Below are 5,488 nucleotides of genomic sequence, written 5' to 3' on the forward strand. Positions count from 1 at the left end.
GACGCGCAGTGCGAGGCACGCATCGAATCGGAGGTCGGGCGCCGCATCGGCGCGGCGCTCGCCGCGCAGGTGCGGGCCCTGCGGAAGGAGGGGGTGACGGCGATCGCGGTCGACCTCACCGCCAACGGCGGCGGCAGCGACTGGGCGGAAGCCGCCGCGCGCATCGTGACCGCGCCCGGCGTCGTGGCCCCGCGCATGGCCTTCATCCGGCACCCGCACTGGGTCGAGCAGTTCAGGATGCGGCTGGAGGACGTGGAGCGCGACCTCGCGCGCCCCGAGCTGCCCGAGGGTGTGCGGCCCGCGCTCGAGAAGGCGCGCGCCGCGATCCGCGAATCGGCGCGCGTGGCGGCCGAGCCCTGCGACCGGAGCGCGGGGTGGGAAGGCCGCGCGACGTGCGCCCTCGTGGCGCGCGAGCCCGCGTGGCACTCGACGGGACTGCCCGCAACCAAGCCCCGCTTCGACGTCTCCGGCCTCTCGGCCGACCACGTGTTCCATTTCCCCGCACGCTACGATCCCCCCGAAGGCGCGTACCGCGGAAGGCTCGCGGTGCTGGTGGACGGCGACACCGCCTCCGCGGCCGAGCTCTTCGCCGCGACGCTGCAGGACAACCGGCGCGCGACGATCATCGGCGCGCCGACCTTCGGCTCGGGCTGCGGTTACACCGGTGGCGGCATCGCGATCCGGCTCGCGAACTCCCGCGCGCGCACCGTGAGGCGCGCCATCGGCCGGTTCTGCTCGTGCGCCCCCTCCACGCCTGCCCCCGAGATGTCCCCTTTAGGGGTGCTGGTCTCTCCCGCGCGGCCTATGCTACATGGCGGGCCAAACCGCAGAAACCCGAGCCTCAACACCCATGACGGACTCTCAACGGACTGAGGGCGGTGCACCCGTCGTGCGCTTCGCTCCCTCGCCCACCGGCTATCTCCATATCGGAGGCGCGCGCACGGCGCTCTTCAACTGGCTCTATGCGCGCGGGCGGGCTGGCCGGATGCTGCTGCGGATCGAGGACACCGACCGCGAGCGCTCGACCGACGCGGCGATCGCGGCGATCCTCGACGGGCTCGCCTGGCTCGGCCTCGACTGGGACGGCGACCCGATCTCCCAGTTCGCCCGCGCCGCCCGGCATCGCGAGGTCGCCGAGGCGCTCGTCGCCGCCGGCAAGGCCTATCGCGCCTGGGACACGGCGGAGGAGCTGAACGACATGCGGGCCAAGGCCCGCGCCGAGGGCCGCTTCGCCCGCTACGAGGGTCTCTGGCGCGACCGCGACCCGGCCGAGGCACCGGCCGGCGTCGCCCCGACGATCCGCATCAAGTCGCCCATGGACGGCGAGACGGTGATCGAGGACGCGGTGCAGGGCCGGGTCGCCTTCCCCAACAAGGACCTCGACGACTTCGTCATCCTGCGTTCCGACGGGACGCCGACCTACATGCTCGCCGTCGTCGTCGACGACCACGACATGGGCGTCACCCACATCATCCGCGGCGACGACCACCTGACCAATGGCGGGCGCCAGAAGATCCTCTACGAGGCGGCGGGCTGGGACGTGCCGCTGATGGCGCATATCCCGCTCATCCACGGGCCGGACGGCGCCAAGCTCTCCAAGCGCCACGGCGCCATGGGCGTCGACGCCTACCGGGCGATGGGCTACCTCCCCGAGGCGATGCGGAACTACCTCGCCCGGCTGTCCTGGTCGCACGGCGACGCCGAAATCATCTCGACCGAGGAGATGGTCGCCTGGTTCGGCCTCGACGGCATCGGCCGCTCGGCGGCGCGCTTCGACTTCGCCAAGCTCGAGAACCTCAACGGCCACTATATCCGCGCCATGGACGACGACCGGCTGTACCAGACGCTGGTCGCGGCACTCCCGCACCTTCCCGGCGGCGACGCCTTCGCCGCATGGCTGACGCCCGACCATGCGGCGCAGTTCCGGGCCGCCCTCCCCCTTCTCAAGGAACGCGCCAAGACGCTGAACGACCTCGTCGCCGGCGCCGCCTTCCTCACCGCCACCCGGCCGCTCGCGCCGGATGCCGCCGCCGCCGCGCTGCTCGACGACGGGTCGCGCGCGCTCCTCGGAAGGCTGGTGGCGGCGCTCGCGGGCGTGCCGGACTGGACGACGGCGACGCTCGAGGACGCCGTCAAGGCATTCGCCGGGACCGAGGGCCTGAAGCTCGGCAAGGTTGCGCAGCCGCTCCGCGCCGCGCTCACCGGCAAGGCCGCCTCGCCCGGCATCTTCGACGTGCTCGCGATCCTCGGCAAGGAAGAGAGCCTCGCCCGGATCGGGGATCAGGCAAAGGCCTGACCGCGGCATTTTCTTTCGCGTCGGCAGCATGGACTTGCCGCGCCGCAGCACTAAAATGGGTCACTCCGGCTTACCCAAAAAAGACAGTCCAGCGAGGTAGACGCCATGGCGAACACGGGCACGATGGAAGCGGATGTCGCCGTTCCGGCCGAGAAGAAGACAGCCGAGCTGACGGTCGGCAGCGACAGCTACGCTTTTCCGGTGCGCCAGGGCACGCTCGGGCCGGACGTGGTCGACATCGGCGCGCTCTACGCCAAGACCGGCCGCTTCACCTACGACCCGGGCTTCACGTCGACCGCGTCCTGCGAATCGAAGATCACCTTCATCGACGGCGACGAGGGCATCCTCCTCTATCGGGGCTACCCGATCGAGCAGCTCGCCGAGCACGGCGACTTCCTCGAGACCTGCTACCTGCTGCTCTACGGCGAATTGCCGACCGCCGCCCAGCGGACCGACTTCGTCAGCCGCGTCACGCGCCACACGATGGTGCACGAGCAGATGAACCGGTTCTTCCAGGGCTTCCGCCGCGACGCGCATCCGATGGCGATCCTGGTCGCCTCGGTCGGCGCGCTGTCCGCCTTCTACCACGACTCGACCGACATCCACGACCCGACGCAGCGGATGGTCGCGCAGATTCGCATGATCGCGAAGATGCCGACCATCGCCGCCATGGCCTACAAATATGCGACCGGCCAACCCTTCGTCTATCCGAGCAACAGCCTCGACTATACGTCGAACTTCCTCAGGATGTGCTTTGCGGTTCCGTGCGAGGAGTACAAGGTCAACCCGGTCCTGTCGCGCGCGCTCGACCGCATCTTCATCCTGCACGCCGACCACGAGCAGAATGCCTCGACCTCGACCGTGCGCCTCGCCGGCTCCTCGGGCGCGAACCCCTTCGCCTGCATCGCGGCCGGGGTCGCCTGCCTCTGGGGGCCCGCCCATGGCGGAGCGAACGAGGCGGCCCTCAAGATGCTCGCCGAGATCGGCCGCCCGGAAAACGTCGCCAAATATGTCGACAAGGCCAAGGACAAGAACGATCCCTTCCGCCTGATGGGCTTCGGCCACCGGGTCTACAAGAACTACGACCCGCGCGCCCGCATCATGCAGAAGACCACGCACGAGGTGCTGAGCGAGCTCGGCATCAAGGACGATCCCCTGCTCGACACGGCCGTCGAGCTGGAGCAGATCGCCCTGCGGGACGAGTATTTCATCGAAAAGAAGCTCTATCCGAACATCGATTTCTACTCGGGCATCACGCTCAAGGCGATGGGCTTCCCGACCTCGATGTTCACCGTGCTCTTCGCCGTCGCGCGCACGGTCGGCTGGATCGCCCAGTGGAAGGAGATGCTCGACGACCCGTCCCAAAGGATCGGACGTCCGCGCCAGCTCTATACGGGCTCTCCGCAGCGGGACTACGTCACGATCGCCCAGCGCCGCTGAGCGGGATTCGGGAAGGGCGCCTTCGGGCGCCCTTTTTCATGTCCGCGGGCGCCGGGGTCACGAGGCCGCCTCCGGCGGAGCCGGTTGCCGCGCCCCTCCCCCGCGCGTGCTCGCCGCGGGGGAGGGCGAGGCTGCCGGTCCGACGCCGTTGATGGCCGCCACCATGGAATAGCTGATGATCATCAGCAGGAACCACGAGCCGAGCTTCGCGGGCGAGACGAGGGCCCAGGCCGCGTACTGGTTGGGATAGAGCCACGTGCCCGTGAAGGTGCCGACATTCTCGGCCAGATAGATGAAGCAGGAGACCAGCAGGAAGCCGAGCAGCAGCGGCATGCGCCGATAAACCCGCCAGACCTTGAAATAGACGAAGGTCCGGCCGAACAGTACGGCGGTGGCGAGAAACAGCATATATCGGACATCATATAGATAATGGTGGGAGAAGAAATTGACGTAGATGGCAATCGAGAGAACCATCATGGCCGGCACGCCGGGATGGTGCGTAAAGCGAAAATCGAACAGCCGCCAGGCGCGGGCGATATAGCTGCCGACGCAGGCATACATGAAGCCCGTGAAGAGAGGCACGCCGCCGATCCGCAGAAAGCCCGCCTCGGGATAGATCCACGAGCCGGCGGAGGTCTTGAACAACTCCATCGCCGTCCCGACGACATGGAAGACGAGGATCACCTTCGCCTCCTCCAGCGTCTCCATCCGCGACCAAAGGAGCATCGCCTGGATGAACAGGGCGGCGAGGGTGAGGAAATCGTAGCGCGCCAGGGCCGCGCCCTTCGGATAGAAGAGATGCGTGCCGATGAGCAGGGCGACCATGAGCCCGCCGAAGAGACAGGCCCAGCCCTGCTTCATGCCGAAGCGCAGGAATTCGTAGAGGCCCGCAATCCAGGGCCCGCGCGCCTCGGCCATGCGGCCCAGCGCCTCCTCCCTGCCGATGAAGGCCGCCAGGGGCTCCCAGAGGCGTGCGGCGCTCCTCCTCCTGGACGCGGACGGTTCGGGCGGCTCTCTCGTCATCGCGGGGACGATGCCCGGCGCATATTGCGCGCCGATGTCGCGCGCATGCCTGCACGTCGAAGGGCTGAAGCGTCGCCGGCGCCAAACCACATGATCTTCGCCGCGAGGTGGGATATGGTTGCGGCATGACGAGCCGCATTCCCGATTTCTCGACCGTCGAGTTCAAGGCGCCGTCGGCGCCGCCGCCCTCGCCGGGCGAGCCGTGGCTCACGCCCGAGGGAATCCCGGTCAAGACCTCCTACGGGCCCGGCGACCGGGCGGGGCTCGACTTCCTCGACACGTATCCGGGCCTGCCGCCCTATCTGCGCGGCCCCTATCCGACGATGTACGTCAACCAGCCCTGGACGATCCGCCAATATGCGGGCTTCTCCACGGCGGAGGACTCGAACGCCTTCTACCGGCGCAACCTCGCGGCCGGGCAGAAGGGGCTGTCGGTCGCCTTCGACCTCGCCACCCATCGCGGCTACGACAGCGACCATCCGCGCGTCTCGGGCGATGTCGGCATGGCGGGAGTCGCGATCGACTCGATCTACGACATGCGGACGCTCTTCGCCGGCATCCCGCTCGACCAGATGTCCGTCTCGATGACGATGAATGGGGCGGTGCTGCCGATCCTTGCCCTCTACGTCGTCGCGGCCGAGGAGCAGGGCGTCGGCCCCGAAAAGCTCGCCGGCACGATCCAGAACGACATCCTCAAGGAGTTCATGGTCCGCAACACCTATATCTACC

5 protein-coding genes are annotated in these 5,488 nt (G+C 68.5%); 4 read left to right on the plus strand and 1 reads right to left on the minus strand.

The genetic code is table 11. The features are described from left to right. From PKD06_RS18010 to gltA, 3 genes are all read left to right on the plus strand, one after another. The coding region (locus tag PKD06_RS18010; protein ID WP_324382571.1) for a S41 family peptidase at positions 1-873 on the plus strand (873 nt) is incomplete at its 5' end. Beyond that, positions 851-2,296, plus strand: a complete 1,446-nt coding sequence (gene gltX, locus PKD06_RS18015; protein WP_324382573.1) for a glutamate--tRNA ligase — start codon at positions 851-853, stop codon at positions 2,294-2,296. The genes PKD06_RS18010 and gltX, both read left to right, overlap by 23 nt. A gap of 105 nt (positions 2,297-2,401) precedes the next feature. Next, positions 2,402-3,736: a citrate synthase gene (gltA, locus tag PKD06_RS18020; RefSeq protein WP_324382575.1), complete on the plus strand. Its 1,335-nt coding sequence runs from the start codon at positions 2,402-2,404 to the stop codon at positions 3,734-3,736. A 57-nt stretch (positions 3,737-3,793) separates the two neighbouring features. On the opposite strand, the gene PKD06_RS18025 is transcribed toward gltA, so the two are convergent. Then, entirely contained in the window at positions 3,794-4,759 is a 966-nt protein-coding gene (locus PKD06_RS18025) for a DUF817 domain-containing protein (RefSeq protein WP_324382576.1), read from the minus strand. A 125-nt stretch (positions 4,760-4,884) separates the two neighbouring features. On the opposite strand from PKD06_RS18025, the gene PKD06_RS18030 reads away from it, so the two are divergent. After that, positions 4,885-5,488 (plus strand): methylmalonyl-CoA mutase family protein (locus PKD06_RS18030; protein ID WP_324382578.1); only part of this gene is annotated, 604 nt, incomplete at its 3' end.

This window comes from Enterovirga sp. (genome assembly GCF_035325185.1).
GTDB lineage: Bacteria > Pseudomonadota > Alphaproteobacteria > Rhizobiales > Beijerinckiaceae > Enterovirga.